Source organism: Leisingera sp. MMG026 (assembly GCF_021654205.1).
Taxonomy (GTDB): Bacteria; Pseudomonadota; Alphaproteobacteria; order Rhodobacterales; family Rhodobacteraceae; genus Leisingera.
In genome coordinates, this window is record NZ_JAKFZM010000102.1 from 1 (window position 1) to 3,570 (window position 3,570).

Here is a 3,570-nt window from a genome sequence, read left to right on the forward strand (position 1 = left end):
CGGCAAATCGGGAATCGGACACCTTCATCTTTGTCACGCGCGGTAGGGTCGAGCGCGATTGCTGCGTCCCAAAAATAGCGCATAAACTGAACATGGCCCGAATAATCCCAAACATACGCGGCAACGGTTCCGCCTTTATCGACAGACCTGACAAGCTCCGCTAACGCCTTTTCCTTATCCGGGATAAAGTTGAGAACGAGGCCCAACACGGCCACATCAACTGTACAGTCATTTACCGGGATGTTCTCGCCAGACCCTTGCTTGAAGGTTGCGCGTTTGTCGTCAATTTTCTTTCCTGCGAGGGTAAGGAAACCATCTGAAGGTTCGACACCGATAACTGACGCAGGGTCGTGACCTTCCAGAATTTGCGATGTAAGCGCACCTGTCCCGCAACCAAGGTCAAGCCATCGCAATCCGCCTGGAATGTCGAGCCAGGATAAGAACTTCTTGCCCGTTTTCCTGCTCCATCGGCCGACGTACATTTCGTAGGCGTCGCCATCGCTCCATTTGTCCCGCATAGTCTCGCCCTATGAGTGATTTGAATAAATTAAAGGGTAACACATGCAGGCTTTGGAGTCCGCTTTGGGCTGATTCTGTTGAAAAACAACGTGTTGCTGACGCAGAAAGTGATGCGCTGAACAGAGTGCGAGCGCCTTTTCGATCAGGCTTGAGTTCCGCCAGATTTGGCAGAGTTGAATGACCGCAATCGGGAAATCCGCTGCGGCGCAACAAATTGCGTGCAGCAGGTGCGAGCATTATCTGCGTCAGCAAAAGCGGCGCAAGCAAGAGGCGGCTGTGTCCGGCTCCTCGATGGTCGATCCCGGTCGCGGCGAACGGGCGGTTTGGATTTGGCCGAATTTTACACCGATGAATGACCGCAATTGGGAAATCCGCTGCGTCGCCACAAGAACCCTGCCGCAAGGGCGAGATTTTTCTGCGGCAGCAATAGCGGCGTGAGTAAAAGTCGGCTGTGTCCGGCGAAGTGTGAGTTTGAGTTGCTCTTGAATTTGCGCTCGCAGCGAATGGCCGGATCGCGGGCTGCAACCGCAGCATCAGGGTACTTTTACCAAGGCTGGAAATGGGCTGGAAGAGTTGTGCATTCAGCAGATGGAGAGGCAGCAAAACGCTGCCCCTCCTGTCATTTCACCACTTTGAATTGTCTCCCTTCAAAGGTCCAGCGCGGCTCACCGCGTTGAAGTTGTCCGTGGAGCATCCAGGTTTTGCCCTTGCGGGTAGCATCGGCTTCTGCCTTCTCGGCAGCAGCTAGCGCGGCAAGCCGTTCCATCGCCAGACGGCGGTTCTGGTGTTGCGAGCGGGTGTCGCGCACGACGACGGCGTAGACTTGCCCATCGGCGCTGGTCCAGCGCGCCCTGATCGCGCTCGACGTCTTGTTCTGGTGCTGGCCGCCAGGGCCTCCCGCGCGAATGGCCTGCATTTCCACGGAGGCCGGATCAATCCGCACTGCGTCAGTGGCCGCAGGCAGGTGGAAAATCTGCACAAACCAGTTCTTCCGTTTATGCCCGGGGCGCAGCTCGCTCTGACACCGCCAAAGAACTGTACCTTTAACGGCGCACGCCAATTCGACAGCCCGAGCACCGCTCAGGATCACCACCGCTGAGGCGGGGCCGTGTGTGGCGTCCCTTGTCGCGACATCGAGTTCGACTCCGTATTGAGTGGCCTTTGCCCCCAGCCAGGACAACAGATGGCCCACAGCCTGACGGCATTCACCCGGACCATTGCCGCTGGACAAGAGAAGGGCTTCCCTGCCGCTCATGCCGCACCTCCCATCGTCTTGAAGGTGACAAGCGGCAGAAGACGCGCCACCGCGTTTGCGATCCCAAAGCCCACCAGGTTCTGCAGTACCTGTTCCGGGTCTTTGTAGGCCTGCCCGGCTTCTTCCAGCAAAAGATCGCGGTCCCCGCAAATGACGCGCCCGCCGAAACGGGTGTGGGTCAGGGCTGCCAGATCAGAGCGGGTTTTGCGGATCCGCCCATGCATGGAGGACCGGTCATACTTCCTGCCAGCCCCATGAGAGACCGAGCCAAGCGCCTCGGATACGGTATCCGGCACCTCCAGGAGATAGCTCGGCGCTTCGCGCGACCCTGCGAGCGGAACGAGGCCCCCCTCCGGGCAAGCCGCCCCTTTGCGATGCAGCCAGCTATCTGAATGCGGCACGACGTGATTATGCACCGTGTCGCAGATCAGCCGGGCCTCACTGCCAAGCGCTTCAGACGCAGAGGAAGCAATCAGCGCCCGATTCACGCGCGCCCAGCGGGTTGCCGCATCATGAAGGGCGAGATAGCGCGCCGCCGCATCGCTTTCCGCGGCGAAGCCCTGTTTCCAGCTGTCATCCAGCCCTTGAAAAATCCCGGCGCCGCGCCCGCGCGAACCGGAATGCACCAGCAGGCACAGATCATCTTTTTGCAGGTCAGTACGGGTGTGATCCATGACTTCGCCGACCACCTGCACTTCGCAGAAATGGTTGCCGCCGCCGATGGTGCCGAGTGCTTCTGGACCGATCAGTCCCGTCAGGCCAGCTGCATCCAGTGCTGCAAGCGCCTGATGAAGATCAGCCCCGTCTTCCAGTACAGCCAGCCGCCGAGCGGCCTTGTCGAGTTTGAGCCGGCGCCGAGGCAGATCGAGGCGGAACAAAGCCATACCGCAGCCGATATCCGGCCCGACAAGCTGGGGCCAGATCCGGTCGGCCAGAAAAGCTGCACCAACGGGGCCGAAGCGGCCTGGATGCAGATCCGGAAATCCGGCGACGGCCGTCATGCCCGGCCAGCCAGCCACCTGTTCAAGTTGCTCTTCTGCACGCCCGTCGATCCAAGCCGCACGATTGTAGAATTTGGAGATACGGGCGCACGCGGCGCTCCGTTCCCCGGAAATGGGATTGCCCATCGTTCATCTTTCCATAGCAATAGAAGCGGCCCGAGAGGGTCGCGGATGGATCGGCACGATGTTGGGAAACCCCGAATTGGGGATCAGAACCGCGTCAGATCCTGCGGAAGGGAAGTGTTGATGGTTACGGTCATGGCTTACCCTCCTGTCTGTTGCGGATGAAAAGTTGGGAATGGATAAGCCGCAGATGCCGCTCCCGGAAGTCCTTGATCTCAAAATCTGGGACGGTGATGCAATCACGCGACAGGGAGGCTTACCCAAGATGTGACGGCAGATGGCTGTTTGCCACTTGCCGGGTCTCTTCGGAACCGCCCATGCCATGCAGTTGATGCTGCACCACACTTGATTGGCCGATTTGGTGAAGCTGCGTCGCTGCTTAGCTGGGTACTGCGAACGGCATGTGTGGGTGGCGGCTGCGTTGCATGCGTTTTCTGCGGTGATCGCGGCGGCCCGTCAGTACCGTCGTATGTCCAGCCTGTTTACACAGCCAGAGTTGAGGGTTGCTGGCCTTGATGAGCTCCCCAAACAAGGTTCCTATCGGCTAGCGTAATTTTCAAGTACTCCAAGGTATCTTTCCAAGGAGTAAGGTATTCCACCTTGGGATACCAGTGCAGCCCTGGGGTGAATGGATGGAGGTCGCATCACACTATAGATGTGGTGGCCTTACTC

The 3,570-nt window shown here is 58.8% G+C and carries 3 protein-coding genes; all 3 read right to left on the reverse strand.

Annotated elements, in window-relative coordinates; genetic code table 11:
* A partial coding sequence (locus L1069_RS23530; RefSeq protein ID WP_237457263.1) for a class I SAM-dependent methyltransferase occupies positions 1-518 on the reverse strand: 518 nt, incomplete at its 3' end.
* Positions 519-1,138: 620 nt separating this feature from the next.
* Positions 1,139-1,774 (reverse strand): peptide chain release factor-like protein, encoded by a 636-nt coding sequence (locus tag L1069_RS23535; protein WP_237457264.1) that lies wholly within the window; start codon positions 1,772-1,774, stop codon positions 1,139-1,141.
* Complete coding sequence (locus L1069_RS23540) at positions 1,771-2,901, reverse strand: RNA ligase RtcB family protein (protein ID WP_237457265.1); 1,131 nt, start codon at positions 2,899-2,901, stop codon at positions 1,771-1,773. Before L1069_RS23540 ends, L1069_RS23535 begins: the two co-directional genes overlap by 4 nt.
* Between the last annotated feature and the right edge of the window lie 669 nt (positions 2,902-3,570).